The 19,657-nt window shown below is 65.8% G+C and carries 19 protein-coding genes and 4 pseudogenes; 8 read left to right on the forward strand and 15 right to left on the reverse strand.

The genetic code is table 11. The features are described from left to right. Window positions 1–122: 122 nt before the first annotated feature. The 10 genes and pseudogenes from V5F68_RS01460 to V5F68_RS01505 all read right to left on the reverse strand — a co-directional run bounded on the left by V5F68_RS01460 (window position 123) and on the right by V5F68_RS01505 (window position 7,614). Window positions 123–1,043 (reverse strand): hypothetical protein, encoded by a 921-nt coding sequence (locus tag V5F68_RS01460; protein WP_394014793.1) that lies wholly within the window; start codon window positions 1,041–1,043, stop codon window positions 123–125. A gap of 152 nt (window positions 1,044–1,195) precedes the next feature. After that, window positions 1,196–1,693: a YciE/YciF ferroxidase family protein gene (locus tag V5F68_RS01465; RefSeq protein ID WP_394014792.1), complete on the reverse strand. Its 498-nt coding sequence runs from the start codon at window positions 1,691–1,693 to the stop codon at window positions 1,196–1,198. A gap of 358 nt (window positions 1,694–2,051) precedes the next feature. Further along, a complete protein-coding gene (locus tag V5F68_RS01470) occupies window positions 2,052–2,294 on the reverse strand; it encodes a BrnA antitoxin family protein (protein WP_394014791.1) in 243 nt (80 codons plus the stop codon). A 223-nt stretch (window positions 2,295–2,517) separates the two neighbouring features. Next, complete coding sequence (locus tag V5F68_RS01475) at window positions 2,518–3,441, reverse strand: SRPBCC family protein (protein ID WP_394014790.1); 924 nt, start codon at window positions 3,439–3,441, stop codon at window positions 2,518–2,520. Further along, window positions 3,438–3,779 (reverse strand): ArsR/SmtB family transcription factor, encoded by a 342-nt coding sequence (locus tag V5F68_RS01480; RefSeq protein ID WP_394014789.1) that lies wholly within the window; start codon window positions 3,777–3,779, stop codon window positions 3,438–3,440. The genes V5F68_RS01475 and V5F68_RS01480 overlap by 4 nt, the downstream gene beginning before the upstream one ends. A 159-nt stretch (window positions 3,780–3,938) precedes the next feature. Beyond that, window positions 3,939–4,310, reverse strand: a pseudogene (locus V5F68_RS01485) (LysR substrate-binding domain-containing protein); the annotation flags it as partial. A 362-nt stretch (window positions 4,311–4,672) separates the two neighbouring features. Then, a complete protein-coding gene (locus V5F68_RS01490; RefSeq protein ID WP_394014788.1) occupies window positions 4,673–5,386 on the reverse strand; it encodes an SDR family oxidoreductase in 714 nt (237 codons plus the stop codon). Between the two features lie 70 nt (window positions 5,387–5,456). Beyond that, a pseudogene (locus tag V5F68_RS01495) lies at window positions 5,457–6,116 on the reverse strand (peroxiredoxin-like family protein); the annotation flags it as partial. 52 nt (window positions 6,117–6,168) lie between these two features. Beyond that, a complete protein-coding gene (locus V5F68_RS01500; RefSeq protein WP_394014787.1) occupies window positions 6,169–6,936 on the reverse strand; it encodes an enoyl-CoA hydratase/isomerase family protein in 768 nt (255 codons plus the stop codon). Between the two features lie 45 nt (window positions 6,937–6,981). Continuing rightward, a complete protein-coding gene (locus tag V5F68_RS01505) occupies window positions 6,982–7,614 on the reverse strand; it encodes a glutathione S-transferase family protein (RefSeq protein ID WP_394014786.1) in 633 nt (210 codons plus the stop codon). A gap of 112 nt (window positions 7,615–7,726) precedes the next feature. Between V5F68_RS01505 and V5F68_RS01510 the strand changes: the two genes are divergently transcribed. Next, window positions 7,727–8,605, forward strand: a complete 879-nt coding sequence (locus tag V5F68_RS01510; protein ID WP_394014785.1) for a LysR family transcriptional regulator — start codon at window positions 7,727–7,729, stop codon at window positions 8,603–8,605. Between the two features lie 46 nt (window positions 8,606–8,651). On the opposite strand, the gene V5F68_RS01515 is transcribed toward V5F68_RS01510, so the two are convergent. Beyond that, window positions 8,652–9,101: an NAD(P)H-dependent oxidoreductase gene (locus V5F68_RS01515; RefSeq protein WP_394100488.1), complete on the reverse strand. Its 450-nt coding sequence runs from the start codon at window positions 9,099–9,101 to the stop codon at window positions 8,652–8,654. Here V5F68_RS01515 and V5F68_RS01520 point away from each other — a divergent pair. Further along, complete coding sequence (locus tag V5F68_RS01520; protein ID WP_394014784.1) at window positions 9,092–9,649, forward strand: dihydrofolate reductase family protein; 558 nt, start codon at window positions 9,092–9,094, stop codon at window positions 9,647–9,649. The two genes, V5F68_RS01515 and V5F68_RS01520, sit on opposite strands and share 10 nt — an antisense overlap. Window positions 9,650–9,702: 53 nt before the next feature. Here V5F68_RS01520 and V5F68_RS01525 read toward each other — a convergent pair. After that, a pseudogene (locus V5F68_RS01525) lies at window positions 9,703–10,610 on the reverse strand (LysR family transcriptional regulator). A 139-nt stretch (window positions 10,611–10,749) separates the two neighbouring features. Here V5F68_RS01525 and V5F68_RS01530 point away from each other — a divergent pair. Beyond that, on the forward strand, window positions 10,750–11,571 hold the full coding sequence (locus tag V5F68_RS01530; protein ID WP_509274698.1) for an oxidoreductase: 822 nt from the start codon (window positions 10,750–10,752) through the stop codon (window positions 11,569–11,571). 208 nt (window positions 11,572–11,779) lie between these two features. Here V5F68_RS01530 and V5F68_RS01535 read toward each other — a convergent pair. Further along, window positions 11,780–11,938: pseudogene (locus V5F68_RS01535) on the reverse strand (hypothetical protein); the annotation flags it as partial. Between the two features lie 196 nt (window positions 11,939–12,134). Here V5F68_RS01535 and V5F68_RS01540 point away from each other — a divergent pair. Continuing rightward, window positions 12,135–12,374, forward strand: coding sequence for a hypothetical protein (locus tag V5F68_RS01540; RefSeq protein ID WP_394014782.1), 240 nt, complete (start codon window positions 12,135–12,137; stop codon window positions 12,372–12,374). A 326-nt stretch (window positions 12,375–12,700) separates the two neighbouring features. After that, window positions 12,701–13,906, forward strand: a complete 1,206-nt coding sequence (locus V5F68_RS01545) for an alpha/beta hydrolase family protein (RefSeq protein WP_394014781.1) — start codon at window positions 12,701–12,703, stop codon at window positions 13,904–13,906. A 6-nt stretch (window positions 13,907–13,912) separates the two neighbouring features. Here V5F68_RS01545 and V5F68_RS01550 read toward each other — a convergent pair whose 3' ends face one another. Then, entirely contained in the window at window positions 13,913–15,079 is a 1,167-nt protein-coding gene (locus tag V5F68_RS01550; protein WP_394014780.1) for an MFS transporter, read from the reverse strand. An 80-nt stretch (window positions 15,080–15,159) separates the two neighbouring features. After that, a complete protein-coding gene (locus V5F68_RS01555) occupies window positions 15,160–15,996 on the reverse strand; it encodes an alpha/beta fold hydrolase (RefSeq protein WP_394014779.1) in 837 nt (278 codons plus the stop codon). 125 nt (window positions 15,997–16,121) lie between these two features. On the opposite strand from V5F68_RS01555, the gene V5F68_RS01560 reads away from it, so the two are divergent. The 3 genes from V5F68_RS01560 to V5F68_RS01570 all read left to right on the forward strand — a co-directional run bounded on the left by V5F68_RS01560 (window position 16,122) and on the right by V5F68_RS01570 (window position 19,551). Beyond that, a complete protein-coding gene (locus tag V5F68_RS01560) occupies window positions 16,122–17,153 on the forward strand; it encodes a GlxA family transcriptional regulator (RefSeq protein WP_394014778.1) in 1,032 nt (343 codons plus the stop codon). Between the two features lie 189 nt (window positions 17,154–17,342). Further along, window positions 17,343–19,160, forward strand: a complete 1,818-nt coding sequence (locus tag V5F68_RS01565) for an amidohydrolase (RefSeq protein ID WP_394014777.1) — start codon at window positions 17,343–17,345, stop codon at window positions 19,158–19,160. 64 nt (window positions 19,161–19,224) lie between these two features. Further along, window positions 19,225–19,551 carry a hypothetical protein gene (locus V5F68_RS01570; RefSeq protein WP_394014776.1) on the forward strand — a complete coding sequence of 109 codons (327 nt, stop codon included), beginning with the start codon at window positions 19,225–19,227 and terminating at the stop codon, window positions 19,549–19,551. The last annotated feature ends 106 nt before the right edge of the window (window positions 19,552–19,657 follow it).

Genomic DNA, 19,657 nt, shown 5'->3' on the forward strand with positions numbered 1-19,657 from the left:
GTCGCCGAGCGGCTTCAAATGCAGGTATTTCTAAACATAATAACCGGGCTCTAGATAAAACCCACACGCTATAATCAGATAAAAAGATCCCGGCCGGCGTTCGGCGCCGGTCGGGATCAATGTCAGCGGACGGCGCCGAGATAGAGGGTTTCTTCTTCGTCCCGCTGTCGCCCGCCTATGGCGGCCGCAACGCCGGCGATGAAGGCGCCCACCACCAGAGAAAGCGCGCCGAGCAGGGCGAAGGTCGCGCCCGCCTTGCGTGCCGCATCAGCCGCACGCTGTGCTTTCACCTTTGCGGCCTCCGCCTGGGCGAGCACCGCATCGACACGCGCGGTGGCATCGGCTTGCGAGAGGCCGGTGCGAGCGGCGACAAGCTGGCCGAGATAGGCCTTGTCACCGGGGGAAACTTCGCCCGCGGCCGCGCTGGTGATGAGGATATGGGAGGCCTGCGCTGCTGCCGCCGCATCGCCCTCTGCACCGGGTGCCGAGAGCCTGGAAGGATCGGTCGGGCGGAAGAGCGTATCGACGAAATACGCCGTGGCGTCGGTCCCGCCGCCGGACCTCGCGCCGTCGCTCGCCCCGGCCGAGGCACCCATCGCCGCGCCGGACGCGACGGTGGCCGCCGCCCGGACACCAGTTCCTGCAAGGGAGGAGAAGGCGGAGCCCAGCACAAAGGCGACCAGGAGAGTCGCGAGCGCCCAGGCCATGAAGCCGTGCGCCGTGTCGCGGAAGAAGGTCTCGTCCGTATGGACGCCGACCCATTTGGTGCGCAGCCGTCCGGTGAGATAACCGCCGACGCCGGCCGACAGCCACTGCACGATAACGAGCCAGATGGCGGTGGACACGGCAAAGGTGGTGACGCTGGCGCTCTGGCCGGACCAGGGCGACACCATGGTCAGCCCAAGCCCCGAGCCCAGAAGCATCAGGATCAAGGTGAAGCTCGCCGCTGCGAACGCGCCGGCCACGATGGGGCCCCAGCTCACCGCTGACTGGGAGGATTCAGCGGAGGCCGGGACCGTCGAGGTAGGGTAGCTTGATGTCATCTCGCGCCCCTATCTCATGAACAAGGCGAGAAGGATGATGATCGGGATCGGAACGCCCAGCAGCCACAGTAGAATGCCTCGGCCCATGATGGCCTCCTTTTGAACGAAGTAAGCGGAAGGCGGCCACCAGAGAGGCTCGGCGGCCGCGGGAATCAGGCCGCCTTGGCCATTGCGTTCGCGGAAGCGTCCGCCAAAGCGGTCAGAGACTTGTCGGTGGTGCTCTCTTCGGCGAGCGTCTGTCCAAGCAGTGTGGCGGCTTCGGTCATGCCCAGCACCTCGGCCCAGCGCTTCAGGGTGCCGTAGCGGGCGATCTCGTAATGTTCCACGGCTTGCGCGGAAGAGATCAGGCCCGCATCGATGGCCGGCGTACCCTTGAAGCTCTCGATGATCTCCTCGCCTTCGGCGACGATGCCTTCGATGGCGTCGCAGGTCTTGCCCTGGGCGCGCTTGCCCATTAGCTCGAACACCCGCTGCAGGCGCTCTACCTGGAGTTCGGTCTCGTCCTTGTGCTTCTCGAACGCGGCTTTCAGGTCCGGCGAAGAGGCGGCGCGCGCCATCTTGGGCAGGGCCTTAAGGATTTTCCTCTCCGCGTAATAGATGTCCTTGAGCGTATCGTGGAAAAGATCTTCGAGCGTCTTTTCTCTGGTCATTTGGGCTATCCTTTTCGCGCAACGAAACGCCACCTTTGCGGCAGCGTGAAGTGCACGGAAAAGCAACGATAAATCCCGGTAAATGGTTCCCTTGCGCCCAGGAAGCTATTTTCCGCTCAAGCTTCAACCTTGCCGGAAATTATGAATACGAGCGGCTCCCGGACAAGCACTCGGGAATTATATTCGTAGCGAGGTTGCATACGTCTCCATATGCTCCCGCATCGTTCAGATCCTTGGCGGATGAAAGGGGTTCTGGACGATCATAAACCGATGTGCGCAGCAGGTTCGCTCGCTGCGCGGCGAAGCGAACTGCAATCGACAAGAGTCCAATCGGGGAGAGTGCCGTCGGCCCTAAAGCTCAGGATTTCGCATCCACGATCTTGCGAAGGGCATCGTTGATCCGATCCTGCCATCCGGGGCCGCCCTCCTGGAAATATTCCAGCACGGTACGATCGATGCGAAGCGACACCATTTCCCTCGCATTGGGAATGATCGCGGCCTTGGGCGGAGCTTCGACCGGCTTTGTTGTCGCCGATTTGAACGCCGCCTCGGCGGCGTCGCGTGAGGAGGTTCCGGCTCTGCGTAACGGCGGTTTCGACATCAGTCTTTCTCCTCACCCATCTCGCGCTTCCTCATGCGAACCGGCCGGCTGCCGGAATTAGCGATGGATCGCGTGCCGGGTTTCGCGGGCGCAAGATGGCAGCGACCGCTTCTACTTCTACCGCGGCGAGGGAAACAGGGGAAAGGTGCGCGCCGTTCTTTGGCTTGCAAGCGGCGCTGCGACCACCGAGGCGACTACAGCCGCCTGATTAAGTCGCCACGTCTCAGCGAGACGTGACGAAGCGCTCCAGCTTGCCCAGGGTTTGCAGGCCCAGTTCCACGGCTCCGAAGCCCTTGGCCTCCTGAAACTCGGCCTCCGTGCTGAACACCATGCCCAGCGTCACTTTCGTCGCACCGTCCTGATCCTCCAGCGAAACCCAGGCGTCGGCGTGCTTCGGCCCGTTCTCCCCCCAGAGCAGCGTGTAGCCGATCCTCTCATCGGGCGTGACCTCGATGTAGCGATGGTGGTTGGGGTAGACCGTGCCGTCGGGCCCGATCATGTCGAACAGCCATTCGCCGCCCGTCCGCAAGTCGATCCTCTTGGTTTGACAGGAAAACCCTTCCGGCCCCCACCATTGCGGCAGCGTCTCGGGATTCATCCACGTGTGCCAGACGATGGTTCGCGGTGCGCGTATCACGCGCTGGAGCACCATGGTCCGGCGGGCCACTCCGGCGAGATTGCCCAGCCCTGCGTCGAAGCCCTGGCGATAGCCGGCTTCCATGTTCCCGGCCAGCGAGGACAGCTGCACCGTCACGGCCAGCCGGCTGCGCTCTTCCGTGCCGGAGAAATCGGCCGTCACCAGCGCCGCCGATTGCGTCACGCCCTCGGACGAGACCAGTTCGTAGTTCACGCTGCGCCGCGCCGGCCGCAATTCGAGCCATCCGCACTCGCAGCGGATATCTGGCTGACCTTCGACCTTGCAGAGCGAGACCTCACGCCCGCCCACTCGGGTGTCGGCTTCCAGGAACTCCACGATGACCGAGGGCGTCGGAGCCGCCCAGACGGCCCGCGCGGCCGGGGTGGTCCAGGCCGTCCACAGCAGCGACAAGGGCGCAGCCACGTCCCGCTCGAAGGTCAGCGTGGCAAAGCGGCCTTCCGCATGATCGGGCGCCGCTGGCAACCCATCGGGTCTGAGGTTCGATGTCATTGCGTTTGTTCCTTCTTCGCCTTCATCGCAAATGCCTCCAACCGGTCGAGGCGGGCTTCCCAGAGTCCTCGCTGTTCATCGAGCCAGGTGCGGACCGGCGCCAGAGCCTCGGGTACGATGGCGCAGGTGCGGACTCGCCCATCCTTGGACGTGACGATCAGCCCGGCTTCCTCCAGCACCGAAAGGTGCCGCATCACCGTGGGCAGGCGCAGGCCGCTGGGTTCCGACAGTTCGGTAACCCGCGCCGATCCTTCCGCCAGGCGGGTAAGGATTGACCGACGGGTCGGATCCGCCAGCGCGTGGAAGAGCAGCGAGAGGTTGGGATCATGCTTAGCCATGTTGCTAACTATCACTTGGTCCGCCAATCGCGCAAGCAAAACTTCGTCGATTAGCTAAGTGTTGTCGCGTTGGCCGAATGGCGCGTGCCGCCATGTCCCGTGGAAGAGTCTGGCCGAGCCACACCCACACTGCCCCAATGTCCGGAGCCCGCATCACGTTCAGCCGGCGCGAATGATCGCATCCCATGGCGGGTCGCTCGGGAAGATCTCGGTCAGAAAGCGGACGAAGGCTTTGACATTGGGATTGGCGCGCCGGCTTTCCGGCCAAAGCGCCGTGATGGCCGAGCGCGGCACGAAATAGTCCCGCAGAAGCGGCACAAGCAGGCCCCGCTCGACATAATGCGCGGCGACGAACGTCGGCGAGATGCCGATGCCTCCTCCCGCCGCCAACGCCGCCGCGACGGCATCGCTGACATCGGTGGTAATGGCGGCATCCGGCACGATCTCCAGGGTGCGATCGCCGAGCTGGAACGACCAGCGCAGCGCCTGCCCCGAACTTTGAAAGCGGAAATTCACGCACTCATGCGCGTCGAGTTCGCCGGGATGCCCCGGCGTGCCGCGCCGTGCGAGATAAGCCGGCGCGGCGAAGGCCGAAGCAGTTCGGCCCCACCGTCCGCTTACTCCGGCCGGGCCGGCCGTCGGGCATCACGGGCTGGCCGTGCTCCGGTGGGAGGCCGGCCCCGAGGGTGGACCCGTCGCTGTCACCGGGTCCGATGCCGCTCAGATCGTCGACGGCAGAATTGCAAGCCTCTGGGTGCTCTTGAACCCGACGGAGGTCTGAGAGGACCCGGATCTCGATCCCGCAGGCCGCCGCCGCCGCTCCGATCGCCCCACCTGGTGAAGCGCGCCGGGTGGGGACTTCGGGAGCCCCCGATCCCGACATGGGCCGCAGCTCAGAGAGCCGCCTTGCCGATCGAGGCGCCTCCATCCACATGCAGGGTCTGTCCGGTGATGAACGCCGCATCGTCGGATAGAAGAAAGCCGATGGCGGCGGCGATTTCCTGCGGCGTTCCGAACCGCTTCATCGGCACGCCGGCCAGGTAGCGCGCTTCACCCGCACTGCCCGGTGCATTGTTGGCACGAAACAACTCGGTCTCGGTCGGCCCGGGCGCAACCGCATTGACCGTAATGCCGGTGGTCGCAAGCTCCAGCGCCCAGCTGCGGGTAAAGCTGACCAGCGCCGCCTTGGCCGCGGCGTAGGACGTGCGCTCCACGGTGCCGAGGATGGTGAGACTGGAGATGTTGACGATGCGGCCCCAGCCGCGCGCCTTCATGCCCGGCAGGGCGGCCTGGGCGGAGGCAAGCGCGGGCTGGAGATTGGTCCGCAGAACCTCGTCGAGGGTTGCGGCCTCGATCGCCCCGAGCGGCTCGGCGCGTACCAGCCCGACATTGTTGACGATGCCATCGACCGGGTCGGCCTGGACGATCTGCGCCAGCCGCGCGCCCGCATCCTTGGTGCTGAGATCGAGCGCGTGGAGTTCTCCGGGAAAGCCGTCGGTACGGTGTCGCGCGATGCCGATGATGCGATGGCCCTGTGCCGCGAGGCGCAGGGAGAGCGCGAGGCCGATGCCCTTGCTGGCGCCGGTGATGAGGAAGGTCCGTTGCATGAGGTGGTTCTCCTCCCGCTCGCAGGGGCGGGGCATGTCCGGGTGGATCAGGCGGCGGTGGCACCCGCGGCGCGGCGCGGCGCAGGGCGGGCAGCATGTCCGCCGGTTCGGGCCGGCGGGTATAGTCTGGATTGACCTCGGCATAGAGGATGGTGCCGTCCTGGCCGACCACGAAGCGGGCCGGCATGGGCAGGGTCCAGCTCGGATCACCATTGAAGGCGGGCAGGTCGTTCTTCAGCGCCGCGTAGAGTTCGATCAGATAATCCGGCAGCGCGAACCGCAGGCCGAACGCCGCGGCGACCTCGTTACGCGGATCCGACAGGATCGGGAACGACAGGGCGTTCTGGCGGACCGACTTGCGGCTGTTCACCGGGTTCTGGGGCGAGATCGCGATAAGGTTCGCACCCAGGGCCTGGAGCTGCGGAAGCGCCGCCTGAAGCGCCTGCAATTCCATGTTGCAATAGGGGCACCAGACGCCGCGATAGAAGGTGATGACCAGCGGCCCCTTGGCGAGGAGGTCCGCTGAGGACACCGGATTCCCCTCGGGGTCCGCGAGCGTGAAAGCGGGAATCTTCTCGCCGGCCTTGAGTGCCTGCCGTGCCGCGCCGGAGGCGATGAGTTCAGCGGTGGCGCGGCGCATGGTTTCGATCACCGCGGGCGGCACGTTATAGGGCGGTTTGCCCGCTTCGAAATCGGCCTTGAAGGCGTCGAGCTTTGCCTGGAGGGACATGGGGGTGCTCCGTGTCGGGTGGGATGGCGTGTGCGACAAGAACAGCCGGCCGTCAGCCGGCCGCCATCGTGCGGGCGACCTCGGCGGCGCTGATGCCTTCGAGCGCGAGGCCATAGCCGGCCCCCTCGTCGATGATCCGGCGCAGCTTCTGCGTCAGCGCGATGCGGGTGTAGCTGCTGGTGAGCGGCGGCAGGGTGGCAATCCCTTCCGCGATTTCATGGGCGCGGGCGAGTAGATTGTCGGCGGGGACGATCTCATTGACCACGCCCCAGTCCTTCGCCGTCGCGGCATCAAGCACCTGTCGGGTGAGGATGAAATAGCGACCGCGCACGCTGCCGATCACTTCCGGCCAGAGCAGGTTCACACCGTCGCCCGGCACGATGCCGAAGTCGAAATGCGGCTTGTCCTGGAACACGGTTTCCGGCGTCGCGAGGATGATGTCGGTCAGCAGCGCATATTCGCTGTGCAGCAAGACGGGGCCGTTGAGCGCGGTGATCATCGGCACCTCGATGTCGAGGATGTTCATGAGCACTTTCTTGCCCTCGCGATAGATCTTGTCGTAGCCACGCGGCGAGAAGAAATCGAAGCCCTCAGGGCTGATCGCATCCATGAAGGCGTCGCCCGAACCGGTCAGGATGACCACCCGGTTGTCCGGGTCCGCCCCGATCTGGTGGAACAGCTCGACGAATTGCTCATGGGTATGGCCGTTGAAGACCAGCTTGCCGCCGTCGGTGTGGAGGCGGACTTCGAGCACGCCGCTTTCCGAGCGGGTGAGCTGGGCGTTGGGGAAAGCGTCCTTGTAGGTGCTGAAGCGGGACATGGGATAGCTCCTTTGTGCGTTCGCGGGGAAATGGATCAGGGGAAATCAGGCCGCCGGGACGAGGGCCTCGACGCGGGCGATGGCGCGCTGCACGGCGGGCCGCGCGGCGATGGCGTCGTACCAGCGGGAGAGGTTGGGGCGGGCGTCCAGGGTCACGCCGGGAAAGGCGCGCCGCCACAGCCAACCGAAATGGGCGATGTCGGCGATGGTGAAAGCGTCGCCGGCGGTGAAGCGCTGGGTCGCGAGCTTGGCTTCGAGAAGATCGAGGATGCGTTCCGCCTCGGCCGAGAAGCGGGCCTCCGCAATGGGCTGAGGCTCCGGCGACGAGCGCTTGAAGAAGCCGGCATTGCCGAAGGCTGGGCTCAGTCCAGACGCGTGGAAGAACAATTGCTCGAAAACCCGCGCCCGTCCCTGTGCATCGGTCGGCAGCAGCCTGCCGGTCCTTTGCGCGAGATGGACCAGGATCGCCGCGCTCTCGCTCAGCACGAATGCGGCGTCGCCGTCGCGCTCGACCAGCACCGGCACCTTGCCGTTGGGGTTCAGGGCCAGGAAGGCTGCGGTCCTCTGTTCGCCCTTGCGGACGTTCACCGGCTTCAGCTCATAGGCAAGGCCCATCTCTTCCAGCGCGATCGGGACCTTGACGCTATTGGGCGTGGCGAATGCGTAGACTTCAATCATGTTCAGCTCCGCGAACCGCGTCTCGGCGTGTTCGTGAGCCTGTTATGACCATTCCTGAAATGTTGCGGCAGGCGGGTTAAGGCGATAACGTTCATTCCCAGGAGGAATGAGGATGGATCGCTTCCAGGCCATGCAGGTCTTCGTGACGGTGGTGGAGGCGGGATCGTTCTCCGCAGCGGCGCGGCGGATCGGCGTCGGGCAGCCCGCCATCTCCAAGACGATCGCCCAGCTGGAGGATCGCCTTCAGGTGCGCCTGCTCGTGCGCTCGACCCACAGCCTCGCGCCGACCGATGCGGGCGTGCGCTTCTATGAACGGGCGCGATCGGCGATCCGGGAGGCGGAGGAAGCCGAGCTGGAAGCGCGGGGCGCCGGCGCGGGCCTGTCCGGACGCCTGCGCGTCTCGGCGGCGACGACTTTCGCGCGCCTGCTCATCGTTCCACGCCTGCCGCAATTCCTCGCGCGCCATCCCGACATCGAAATCGACGTGCTGCTCGATGACCGGGTCATCGATCTCGTCTCCGAGGGCGTCGATCTGTCCCTGCGGATGGGCGAGCTCACCGATTCCGCCGCCATCGCCCGGCGGATCGCCAGCGGCCGGCGCTCAGTGCTCGCCACGCCTGCCTATCTCGCGCGCGCCGGCACGCCCCTTGTGCCGGCCGATCTCGCACTCCACGAGGCGATCGTCTACAGCCAGCTCGGCGCCAGCTGGACTTTCCGCCGGCAGGGCACGGAGGCGTCCGTCGCGGTGCGCGGACGCGTGCGCCTGAGCGCGGCGGAAGGCATCCGCGCCGCCGTGCTCGCGGACATGGGGCTGACGGTCAATTCCGACTGGATGTTCGCCCCCGAGCTTGAGAGCGGCGCGGTGCGGCGCGTGCTGGAAGACTGGGAGCTTCCGCCCGTCGATCTATGGGCGGTGTTTCCGACAGGGCGCCTCGCCAGCACCAAGGCGCGCGCATTTGCGGATTTTGTGGAGAGCATCCTGGCCCGGTAGGGTTATTTGCGATGCACCACGGCGCGCCCGTTCCGGACTTTGGCCCTCACCCCCAAACCGCAGGTCCGGTTCCCGGCGCGCGGGCCGCGCTAAAGGGCAAGCTCCTGAACAACTTCAATTGCCCTCGGGACGGCGCTCGCCGCCAGGCCGGGGATGTTTGTCCCCTCACACAAACGGTCTGCACATCCGTAATGTCAATGAAGGCCGGGACTTGATGCAGGTAGGGTTCGACGAAATCCCACGAGCGCCACGGACCACCGGTGAAGACGCCGCCTGACGCGACCACCAGGATCGCCTTATTGTGCTTTGCTAGACCCAGGACGGCGCCATCGGCATATTGAAACGTCAGGCCCGAGCGGACGACCAGGTCGATCCAGGCCTTGACGCGGTCGCCCAGCGCACCTCGAACCAGGTCGAAATAAGGGGCGGCCGCCGCATAGCGGTCGGCCTTTGCGTGTGATCCTTTGAATGGCTTAGACTTGCCGCATGGGACTATTGACCTTCAGCATCAACGTCACCCTGGACGGCTGCGTCGACCATCGCGAGGGAATTGCCGACGAGGAGACGCACGCCTTCTTCACCCGCCTCATGGACGAGGGCGGGGCGATGCTGTGGGGCCGTGTCACCTACGAGATGATGGAGGGCTACTGGCCGGCCGTCGCCCGCGGCGATGTGGACGCGCCGCCGGCGATACGCGAGTGGGCGGTCAAGCTGGAGGCCAAGCCGAAGTACGTCGTGTCGTCGACACGCAAGGCTTTCCCGTGGACCAACAGCCACCCCATCGCCGGCGACCTGCGCGCGGGCGTGCAGAGGCTGAAGGATGCGACGCCTGCCGACGTGCTCCTCGGTAGCGGCACGCTCGCGGCCGAGCTGGACCGGCTGGATCTGATCGATGAGTACAAGCTCCTCGTCCATCCCAGGATCGCCGGCCACGGCCCGACCCTCTACCAGAGCGGGCTGCCCCGCACGCGCCGGCTGGAGCTGATCTCGGCCACGCCGCTCCGCAACGGCGTTGTCGCCATGCATTACCGGCGCTCGCGCTGAGTCAAAACAGGGTCTTCGCGCCAACCGACATGCGCCGTTGCGTAGGTTTTACATCACGATGATTGTCGCGCCCGAATGAAATCGATGAACGCGCGAAGCGGCGGCGGCACCAATCGCCGTCCCGGATAATAGAGGAATGGCCCGGGGAAACTCGGCCACCACTCGCCAAGAACCGGCTCCAGCGCACCACTCCTCAGGAACGGCGTGAGCCAGGCTTCGAAGAGATAGATAATCCCCGTACCCGCGATCGCCGCCTCGACCGCGAGATCGATCGCCGGCCCGATGCTGACGAGCAGCGGGCCGTCGCCCTCGATCATCACCGTCTCTCCCTCCCGCTCGAACTCCCAAGCGGGGGTCACGCCGCTTGAGAAGCGGCCACGAAGGCAGGCATGGTCCAGCAGGTCTCTGGGATGGCGGGGCCGCCCTCGCGCGTCGAGATAGGCGGGCGCGGCGGCGCATGCGAAGCGCTGGATACGCGGGCCGATCGGGATCGCGATCATGTCCTGGTCCAGCCGCTCGTCATACCGGATGCCGGCGTCGGCGCCCGCAGCCAGCACGTCCACGAAATCGTCCTCCGCCGTGATCTCCATCCGGATTTGCGGATAGGCCGCCAGGAAAGCCGGCACGAGATCGGGCAAGACGAGACGCGCGGCGCTCACCGGCACGTTCAGCTTCAAGGTGCCGGCGGGCGCGTCGTCGAAGCGCCCGACCCCCGACAAGGCCGCGTCCACTTCGCTGAGCGCCGGCTCCAGCCGGGCCATCAGCTGAGCGCCCGCTTCGGTGAGGCTGATGCTGCGCGTCGTTCGATGCAGCAGGCGCGCGCCCAGCCGCCCTTCGAGCCGTCTCACCGCATCGCTGAGAGCGGACGCGCTCGCGCCCTCGATGCGGGCCGCGTTGCGGAACCCCCGTGCGCGCGCGCGACGGCGATGAAGGCGTGCAGATCCGCCAGATCGTAAGCCATTGTTCGGAATCTCGCACAGGCTGTGCGGATTGTGGGCGATTATCGCGCACTGTGGCAAGGTGTAGATCCTGCAGCGTCCTCAAGGAGAACGCCCGTGACAACCCCGACCTATTCCTTCGCCGGCCGCACCGTGAACCGTATGGGCTACGGCGCCATGCAACTGGCCGGCCCCGGCGTGTTCGGTCCTCCGAAGGATCGCGACGAAGCCCTCGCCGTCCTGCGCGCCGCGCGTGACGCGGGTGTCAATCACATCGACACCAGCGACTTCTACGGCCCGCACATCACCAATCAGCTGATCCGAGAGGCGCTTCATCCCTACCCGTCGGATCTGCTCATCGTGACCAAGGTCGGCGCCGTTCGCGGCCCGAACGCCGAGTGGATGCCGGCTTTCTCGCCCCAAGCCCTGACGACCGCAGTCCGCGACAATCTGAAGAACCTGGGCGTGGATGTGCTGGAAGTGGTCAACCTGCGCGTCATGTTCGACGTTCACGGGCCGGCCGAAGGGTCGATCGAAGCTCCCTTGACGGCGCTCGCCGAGCTGCAGCACCAAGGGCTGATCCGGCATATCGGCCTCAGCAACGTCACGCCCACGCAATATGCGCAGGGCGCCGCCATCGTGCCGATCGTCGGCGTGCAGAACCAGTACAACCTCGCCCATAGAAGCGACGACGGCTTCATCGATCAACTGGCTGCCGAGGGCGTCGCCTATGTGCCCTTCTTCCCCTTGGGGGGCTTCTCTCCGCTCCAGTCCCGCGCCTTGACCGCGGTTGCCACCGAGCTCGGCGCCACGCCCATGCAGGTCGCCCTGGCCTGGCTGCTGCGCCGATCGCCGAACATCCTGCTCATTCCGGGCACCTCATCGAGCGCCCACCTCGCCGAGAACCTCGCGGCGGCCCGCCTCGATATTCCCGACGCCGCCATGGAGGTGCTGGGCACCATCGGCGGGCCGGCATCTTCCTGATCGCCCGCGAAGGTGGTGATCGCCTCCGGCGCGCTTGGGCCGGGCCTGCTCCCGTCAGGACTGAGGCAGGGGGCAGCTTTGCTGAAGGACGACGCTTAGCTCAGGGCGGGTCCTTTTGCGAACGCGTTGAACGCGTTCGTGTAGAGGTCGCTGGGCATCAGGAGTCCAGCAGGCACGAGGCCCTGGCTCTCCGCCTCCCGCGGGTGTGCACGGCCGGGTCGTGGGCGAGGCTGCTGGCGGTGGCGACGCGCTGGCGCATGCCGCCGGACAGTTCATGGGGATAGCGCCCTTCGAACTCCGACAGGCCCACAAGCGCCAGATGCTCGTGCATGCTCTGTGACGTGATCGCCACGATAGCGACAGGAATGTCGGATGTCCGAGCGGCATCAGTGGCTGTATTATTGTAATGCGTCTCTTGCCGTCAGGAGCGCAAGCTTCAACGACGGATCGCTTACACATCGGATATGCAGATTTTCTATAATGCCGGCCGCCTCACCCTAAGGAAGTCTTCATCTGGCCGCGAATCACGTGGATGCTCATGCTCCCGCTTGGGAGAAACGAAAATGAAGACCATCCTTGCCGCCGCTCTTCTCACCATGATCGCCGGCTCTGCAATGGCGGATACGTGCGTGGCGACCTCAGCCGCCAAGAACCTCGCAGGGGCCGCCAAGACCTCCTTCATGAACAAGTGCTTGAAGGACGCCCAAGCCTCCTGCCAGACGCAGGCGGCGGACAAGAAGCTCTATGGCGCAGCTGCCACCTCGTTCGTCAAGAAATGCACCAAGGACGCCGCCGGCCAGTAAGGGGCAGGACGGTCCCTATCGGCTCTTGCAACGCCCGCTGCACATGTCGTCCTGTGTGCCAGAGATCGCTTGGCCGCAGGCGCGGCCGTTATGCGGCTCCGCGGATCAATCCCGCGCAGTTGCCGCGGCGGAAAATGTGGGCAAGTCTATAGGCGTGTAAAATCTACTGCCTATTTTTCTCTTGTAAAATCAATATCATAAATCATTACTGCGGCTCGCTCTGGCAAAGGATTGAGCCAATTTCATGGGCTCGCGGCATCTCTTGTCGAGCCGCCGGATGCTAGGGAAGGCCTGTTGTTCCGCAGTTAGGGGGAGGGATATCGGCCATGTTGTTCAGAAACGAGTTCCATGAGGACTTCGGCACTTGGCCGCTGGCCTACATCCCTTATGGCGGGGCCGATTTCGGCGAGGTCAGGGCGGTGGCGGACGCTGTGGGGGAGGGCGATGACGGGGCCTTCCACGACGCCTTCGTCGCCGCCGGTGACCGGCTCAAGGGACAGGGCGACGCGGCGCTCGCCAAGGGCCATGAGGCCAGCGCCCGCGAATCCTATCTGCGGGCAAGCACCTTCTATGCCGCCTCCTTCCATCCCATCTTCGGTGCGCCTGTCGACCCGCGCCTGCGCGCGGCGTTCCGCAAGCAGGTGGAGGCGCTCGACGCCGGCCTGGCGCTGGGTCCCCATCCGGTGCGGCCGCTGAGCATCCCGTTCGGCGCGACGCCCATGCCGGGCTATTTCATCCCGGCGCACGGCTTCGAAACCGAGGTGCGGCCGCTCCTCATCCTCAATAACGGCTATGACGCCACCATCACCGACACCTATTTCGCCTCGGCGGTGGCGGCTTCGCGGCGGGGCTATCACGCCTTGCTGTTCGACGGACCCGGCCAGGGCGCCATGCTCATCGAACAGGGCATTCCGCTGCGGCCCGACTGGGAAGTGGTGATCAACGCGGTGGTGGATTATGCGCTGACCTTGCCGCTGGTCGATCCCGCGCGCATCGCGCTCTATGGCTGGAGCCTCGGCGGGCATCTCGCGCCCCGAGGCGCCTCCGGCGAGCCGCGCCTCGCCGCGCTCATCGCCGATCCGGGTACCTGGAGCATTTCCGACGGTTTTCGCAAGGTGGTGGTGGGCAAGTTCGGCGTAGACCCGGAGGCGGCCGCCGATCTCGGCACCCTGGACCAGGCCGTGATCGATCGCCTCGACGCCATCATCCGCAAGGACCGCGTGCTCTATTGGAAGATCGTGCAGCGCGGCTTCTGGGTGCACGGCGTGGACAATCTGCGTGCCTTCTTCGCTTCGGCCGAACCCTTCACCATGAAGGGCCGCGCGGGGCTGATCACATGCCCCACCTTGATCACCCAAACCGAGGGCGACGCGCTCGCCGAGGATGCCGGGGCCTTCCTCGACGCGCTCACCTGCCCCAAGACCCTTCTGCGTTTCACGGCCGCCGAGGGTGCGGACGGGCATTGCGAGATGCAGAACCGATCGCTCCTCAACCGGCGGGTCTTCGATTGGCTCGACGAGCAGTTCGCCTGACGCGCCTCAGTGCTCGGCGGCGGGCGCTGCCCGCAGCGAAAAGCGCAGCGCGGCGAAGGCGACAAGGCACACCGCCAGAACGGCGGCGGTAACGGCGAAGCCACCGGCTGCCGTGAGGCCGAACAGCGTGGTCGCCCCCGAAGTGAGGATGGGGCCGATTGCGGTGCCGATGTCTCCGGCCGCCCGGTTGGTGCCGGTTACCGCGCCCGTCTGCTCGGGCGGGATGCCTTCCAGCGCCACCGTCGCCGCCGCCGTCACCAGCGCGCTGGTGCCGATCATGACGAAGGCCGTACCCACCCAGAGTGCGACTTGCACCGGCGCGAGCCACATCAGCACCACGCCGGCCAGCGTCATCGCGCTCGCCGCCAGTACGGTGCGGCTCGCGCTCCAGCTGTCGATGAGGCGCGCATTCAGCGGCAGGAAGACCAGGTTGAGGGCGGTGCCCGCGCCGATGATGAGGCCGTAATGCTGCGGCGACAAAGAGAGCATGGTGGTCGCCACCGCAGGCACGACCACCCAGGACACGGTAATGCGGGCGAGAAAGCCGGCGAAGGTCATCACCGTGCCGCTGGCGAGTCCGGCGGTGATGCGGATCGCACCGACCGCCTTTTTCGCCGCGCCGGCGGCCTGCGGCATCAGCAGGGAGATGGGCAGCGCGAGGAGGCCCAGCAGGGCCTCCACCGCGAAGGGCGCGCGCGGGCCGAACGCGCTGACCACATAGCCCCCCACCACCGGCCCGGCGGAATAAGAGAGCAGCAGCGCGCCCTGGAACAAGGTCTGCGCGGTGCCGCGTCCCTTCGGCCCGTAGATGTTGATGAGGGCGGTCATGGCCGCCGTGGAGAAGATCGCGATGCCCGCGCCCTGCACCACCACCGACACCATGAGCATGCCGTAGCCGAGGTTCGGCAAGCCGAGCAGGGCCCCCATGATCATGATGCCGAGGCCGATCAGGGAGGAGAGGCGCGCGCCGGCGCGATCGATGGCAAAGCCGGCGGGCACCTCCACCAGGATTCGGGCGAAAGCGAAGGCGGAGATGAGCGCGCCGTGCGCCACCGCCGGCAATCCCACCGTTAAAGCCGGGATTGCCGGGATCAGCATGCCGATGCCGAGCGTGGCGGCAAAGGCGGCGATGATGATGGCGAAGACCGCCGTGCGGTGCTCAGAGGGAATCATGGGCGCCTGACCCTGATGGCGAGATGCGAGGCTAGCACGTGGGAGCGGGCGCACCATCGGTGCGCCCGCCGGGTTGCGGTTCAGCTCTGGACGAAGGCGAGCAAATCCGCGTTGAGGACGTCGGCATTGAGCGTCAGCAGGCCGTGGCCGTAGCCCGGATAGGTCTTCAGCGTGCCATTCTTCAGAAGCGGGGCGGAAAGCCGGGCGCTGTCGTCGATCGGCACGATCTGGTCGTCCTCTCCGTGCAGCACCAGGGTCGGCACGGTGATCGCCTTCAGGTCCTCGGTCTGGTCGGTTTCCGAGAAGGCCTTGATGCCGTCGTAATGGGCCTTGGCCGAGCCCATCATGCCCTGCCGCCACCAATTGTTGATCACACCCTGGTCGATCTTCGCGCCCGGCCGGTTGAAGCCGTAGAAGGGGCCGGCCGGCACATCGAGAAAGAATTGCGCCCGGTTGGCGGCGAGGGCTGCGCGGAAGCCGTCGAACACCTCAATCGGCAAGCCGCCGGGATTGTTCTGCGTCTTCACCATCAGCGGGGGAACAGCGCTCACCAGCACCGCCTTTGCCACCCGACCCTGCGGTTCGCCATGGCGGGCGACATAGCGCGCGACTTCGCCGCCACCGGTCGAATGACCGATATGGATGGCATTCCGCAGATCGAGATGCTGCACGACCGCCGCGGCGTCGGCCGCATAATGATCCATGTCGTGACCGTCCCAGACCTGGCTTGAACGGCCGTGACCGCGGCGGTCATGGGCGACGACGCGATAGCCCTTGGACAGAAAGAACAGCATCTGTGCGTCCCAGTCGTCGGAGGACAAGGGCCAGCCGTGATGGAACATGATGGGCTGTGCGTCCTTCGGACCCCAATCCTTGAAGAAGATTTCAGTGCCGTCCGTGGTGGTGACCGTGCTCATGATGCGGAACTCCTCGGTGTGGCCGGGGCGTCATCCCCGGCGGCTCATTCGATGGAGAAACAGTAGCCGTGCATGATCCGCTTTCGGATTGGCGCGATGGACAGATTTCAGGCCATAAGTGACAAATGACGAAACCGACCCCCTTCGCCGAAATCGCCATCCTGCTCTATCCCGGCGCGCAGCTCGGCGCGGTGCATGGACTGACGGATCTGTTCTCGGTCGCAAACCTGATCGTGCATCGCCGCCTCGGCGATGGGGCGCCGCGAATCCGCGTCAGCCATTGGTGTGTCCGGGAGAACGGCGCGGGCGCGGAACGCGCCTTCGATAGCGATCCAGGCGCTTCAGGGGAGCCGGATTTCATCGTCATGCCGCCCGCCGTCATCGCGCCGATCACCGCTGACGAGGCGGCACCGTTGGCGCGCTGGTTGCGCGAGCGCCACGCGCGCGGGGCGACCCTGGCGTCGGTCTGCGCCGGCGCGTTCTTGCTCGGCGAGACCGGGCTGCTGGAGGGCCGCCCTGCCACAACCCACTGGTTCTATGCCAACGACTTCGCGGATCGGTTTCCGAATGCCCGCATGGACATCGACAAGCTCGTCATTGACGATGGCGATCTCATCACGGCAGGCGGCCTCATGGCTTGGACGGACCTGGGGCTCAAGCTTGTGGACCGGCTGCTGGGACCGACCGCGATGCTCGAGACCGCGCGCTTCCTGCTGGTCGACCCGCCGGGCCGCGAGCAGCGGCACTACAGCGTGTTCTCCCCCAAGCTGCGCCATGGCGATGAGGCCGTGCTCAAGGTCCAGCATTGGCTGCAGGCGACTGGTGCCCGCGATGCGACGCTTGAGGCGATGGCGGATAAGGCGGGGCTTGAGCCGCGAACCTTTCTGCGCCGCTTTCACAAGGCAACGGGGCTGAAGCCGACGGAATATTGCCAGCATCTTCGGGTCGGCAAGGCGCGTGAGATGCTGGAGACCAGCACGCGCCCCGTCGAGCAGATCGCGTGGGATGTCGGCTACGAGGATCCGGGCTCGTTTCGAAAAGTCTTCCTCAAAGTGACAGGCCTCGCGCCCCGCGAGTATCGCGAGCGGTTCGGGCTCGCGGCCATTCGCGAGGGCATTCCGCCAGAGGATGCGGGGAGGCTGAAGGCTCCCCGTTAAAGCTCACCCCCTGCCGAGATGGCGGTTGTGTCCTGTTGGCGAATCGCGACCAGGACTGACGCAAAGAGAAGAGCTTTTTTTACCGCTCGCACATACTGTAACCTATTGGGGGGCGAGTGATTTGCGGTGCCGGGAGGCCAGTCGCACAGCTGCACATCGCCTCAAATTGGGAGGGGATGGCAGATGTGCATGGCGTGTAGTTGGGCCCCCTATTTCGAGGCGTTCGGCCGGGCTAGCGGCCTGAACCGCCGGTCGGTTCTGGGCGCCGGCATGGCGATGACGGCAGCGGCCGCCCTGGCGCCCGTCTTCCGCGCGACTGAGGCGCGGGCGCAGGACGGCCGCGCGGCGGCGGCCACCGACGGCGCGGCCGATTTCGTGTTCCGCAACGGGCCGGTCTATACCCTCTCAGGCGCCCAGCCCTGGGCGAAGGCCGTGGCGGTGCGCGGCAAGACCATCATCCACGTGGGCGACGAGGCCGGCGCCATGGCGCTCGCGGGCCCGAAGACGCAGGTGATCGACCTCAAGGGACGCCTGCTCATGCCGGGCTTCGTCGAGGGGCATACCCATCCCCTGCTCGGGGCGTTCCTCACCTCCGGCGTCGACCTCCAGCTGCCAACCATGAAGGATGCCCTCGCGGCCATCGAGCAATATGCGAAGGAAAACCCCACCGGCCCGATCCGCGGCTTCGGCTGGCGCGTGGATATGTTCCCGCCCGAGGGCCCGAGCCGCGCCGAACTCGACCGCATCCTGCCCGACCGGCCGGCCTTCTTCTTCGCCATCGATGGACACAGCCTCTGGGTGAATTCCAAGGCGCTGGAGATGGCCGGCGTCAACCGGGACACGCCGGACCCTATCCCGCGCTTCAGCTATTACGCCCGCGATCAGAAGGGCGAGCCCACCGGCTATGTGCTGGAAACGAACGCGGTGCTCTCGCTTGTCAACGCGGTTGAGCCGATCACCGCCGCCGCTCTGGGCAAGCTGCTCGACGGCTGGCTGCCCAAGGCCGCCGCCGCCGGCATCACCTCGATCTTCGATGCCGGCGTGCCGCCCATCGGCTCTGACCAAGGTGCAGTGATCAATCTCTATGTGGACGCCGAGAAGCGCGATGCCCTCCCGTTCCGGGTATCGGCATCCTATTCGGTGAAAAGCCTGCCGATCGACGACGTGGTGGAGAAGCTCAAGGATGTCCGCAGCCGGGTGTCGAGCGAACTGGTGAACGTGGATATCGTCAAGATCGTCGGCGACGGCTCGCAGGGCGGCTATACCGCGTGGCTGATCGAGCCTTATGCCGACCTGCCCAGCTCGACCGGCGCCTCGCCCTTCTCAGAGGAGCAATGGCATCAACTCATCGGCGCGGTCGATGCCGCCGGTTTTGACGTGCATGTTCATGCCTGCGGCGAGCGCACTGCGCGCGTGGCCCTCGACGCGATCGAGAAGGCAATGGCGGTGAACCCCAAGCGCGACCGTCGCAACGCCATCGCCCATCTGGTCTATGTGGACGACAGCGACAATCCGCGCTTCGCCAAGCTCGGCGTCACCGCCCAGTTCTCCGCCAATTGGTCATCGGCTGATCCGGACACGCTGCTGAACATGACGGCGCGCTACGGGCAGCCGCGCGCCAGCCAGATGTACCGCACCAAGACGATCCTCAAGCAGGGTGGGCGGGTGTCGTTCGGCACCGACTGGCCGGCAGCAGGCTATTTCTCCACCTACAAGCCGCTCGATTCCATCGAGGTGGGCGTCACCCGCCAGCTGATCGGGAAAGCCGATGCCCCAGTGCTGGCGCCGGCCGACGAACGGCTGACAGTGGCCGAGGCGATTCACGCCAACACGCTCGGTGCCGCTTATCAGATCCGCATGGAGGATAAGGTGGGATCGCTGGAAGTGGGCAAGCTGGCGGACCTGATCGTTCTCGATCGCAACATCCTCGAAGGCGACCCGCATGACATCCACAAAGCAAAGGTCGAGCTGACCATGATGAACGGCAAGATCCGCCACAAGGCGTGATGCCCGGTGCCCTTTTGGCAATCGCGACAATCGTCGCCGATACGCAAGAAAAACGGAGGACGTCATGAAATCACTTCTCGGACTGCTGGTGCTCCTCACGGCGCTCGGCAGCTTTTCCGCCCAGGCTCAGCCCCTCCCCGAAATCTGCTCCAAGAAAAAATCCTGCTTCATGACCTTCGACGGGCGGGACCGCAGCTTTTGCCAAGCCTATGTCGAAGGACAATCCTGCTTCATGGCCTTCAACTCCTCGGTCGATCGCGGCTGGTGCCAGCACCTGCGCGAAGGCCAATCGTGTTTGATGGCGCTTGACGGGGATGCACGGCGCGACTGTGAGGCGGGCCGCATTCCGCGCGAGCACCGGCACTGGATGCGGCTCTGCAATAGTTGGTAGGCGGGCCGCGCGGCCTTGCGGTGCCGACCCGCGCCGCAACGCCCGCGCGGCCTGGGCGCTGCCGCCGTTTCCCAACGCCGCGGAGCCGAAACGATAACCAAAGATC

The sequence above is a fragment of the Roseixanthobacter pseudopolyaromaticivorans genome (assembly GCF_043195145.2).
Lineage (GTDB): Bacteria > Pseudomonadota > Alphaproteobacteria > Rhizobiales > Xanthobacteraceae > NCEH01.

Bases quoted from the DNA above. Each gene is read 5' to 3' on its own strand.
- V5F68_RS01460 (WP_394014793.1), bottom strand. From the start codon at position 1,043: ATGACATCAAGCTACCCTACCTCGACGGTCCCGGCCTCCGCTGAATCC.
- V5F68_RS01465 (WP_394014792.1), bottom strand. From the start codon at position 1,693: ATGACCAGAGAAAAGACGCTCGAAGATCTTTTCCACGATACGCTCAAG.
- V5F68_RS01470 (WP_394014791.1), bottom strand. From the start codon at position 2,294: ATGTCGAAACCGCCGTTACGCAGAGCCGGAACCTCCTCACGCGACGCC.
- V5F68_RS01475 (WP_394014790.1), bottom strand. From the start codon at position 3,441: ATGACATCGAACCTCAGACCCGATGGGTTGCCAGCGGCGCCCGATCAT.
- V5F68_RS01480 (WP_394014789.1), bottom strand. From the start codon at position 3,779: ATGGCTAAGCATGATCCCAACCTCTCGCTGCTCTTCCACGCGCTGGCG.
- V5F68_RS01490 (WP_394014788.1), bottom strand. From the start codon at position 5,386: ATGCAACGGACCTTCCTCATCACCGGCGCCAGCAAGGGCATCGGCCTC.
- V5F68_RS01500 (WP_394014787.1), bottom strand. From the start codon at position 6,936: ATGTCCCGCTTCAGCACCTACAAGGACGCTTTCCCCAACGCCCAGCTC.
- V5F68_RS01505 (WP_394014786.1), bottom strand. From the start codon at position 7,614: ATGATTGAAGTCTACGCATTCGCCACGCCCAATAGCGTCAAGGTCCCG.
- V5F68_RS01510 (WP_394014785.1), top strand. From the start codon at position 7,727: ATGGATCGCTTCCAGGCCATGCAGGTCTTCGTGACGGTGGTGGAGGCG.
- V5F68_RS01520 (WP_394014784.1), top strand. From the start codon at position 9,092: ATGGGACTATTGACCTTCAGCATCAACGTCACCCTGGACGGCTGCGTC.
- V5F68_RS01530 (WP_509274698.1), top strand. From the start codon at position 10,750: ATGGGCTACGGCGCCATGCAACTGGCCGGCCCCGGCGTGTTCGGTCCT.
- V5F68_RS01540 (WP_394014782.1), top strand. From the start codon at position 12,135: ATGAAGACCATCCTTGCCGCCGCTCTTCTCACCATGATCGCCGGCTCT.
- V5F68_RS01545 (WP_394014781.1), top strand. From the start codon at position 12,701: ATGTTGTTCAGAAACGAGTTCCATGAGGACTTCGGCACTTGGCCGCTG.
- V5F68_RS01550 (WP_394014780.1), bottom strand. From the start codon at position 15,079: ATGATTCCCTCTGAGCACCGCACGGCGGTCTTCGCCATCATCATCGCC.
- V5F68_RS01555 (WP_394014779.1), bottom strand. From the start codon at position 15,996: ATGAGCACGGTCACCACCACGGACGGCACTGAAATCTTCTTCAAGGAT.
- V5F68_RS01560 (WP_394014778.1), top strand. From the start codon at position 16,122: ATGACGAAACCGACCCCCTTCGCCGAAATCGCCATCCTGCTCTATCCC.
- V5F68_RS01565 (WP_394014777.1), top strand. From the start codon at position 17,343: ATGGCGTGTAGTTGGGCCCCCTATTTCGAGGCGTTCGGCCGGGCTAGC.
- V5F68_RS01570 (WP_394014776.1), top strand. From the start codon at position 19,225: ATGAAATCACTTCTCGGACTGCTGGTGCTCCTCACGGCGCTCGGCAGC.